The 327-nt window shown below is 46.5% G+C and carries 1 protein-coding gene; it reads right to left on the bottom strand.

The genetic code is table 11. The features are described 5' to 3' along the window. On the bottom strand, window positions 1–327 hold a 327-nt coding region (locus ACNG5D_RS15920; protein WP_418184516.1), incomplete at both ends, for an HYR domain-containing protein.

Below are 327 nucleotides of genomic sequence, written 5' to 3'. Positions count from 1 at the left end.
ACCGGTGCAGCACAGTTTACAAAAGTCGGATTGATATTATCGGTTACAGTCACAGTTTGCGTACAAGTGGCCGTATTACCAGCACCATCGGTTACGGTCCAAGTGCCCGTTGTTTCTCCTAATGGGAACACGGCAGGTGCATCATTAGATATGGATGTTGTGTTACAGTTATCATCCACAGTAGGCGTTCCAAGATTGACATTAGCGGCATCTGTAGAACAGCCAATAGCACCGACATTTCCAGGAACCGGTGCAGCACCGTTTACAAAAGTCGTCTTGATATTATCGGTTACAGTCACAGTTTGCGTACAAGTGGCCGTATTACCA

It is taken from the genome of Algibacter ulvanivorans, assembly GCF_048381495.1.
GTDB lineage: Bacteria > Bacteroidota > Bacteroidia > Flavobacteriales > Flavobacteriaceae > Algibacter_B > Algibacter_B ulvanivorans.
This window is presented reverse-complemented; position numbering and strand designations above follow the sequence as displayed.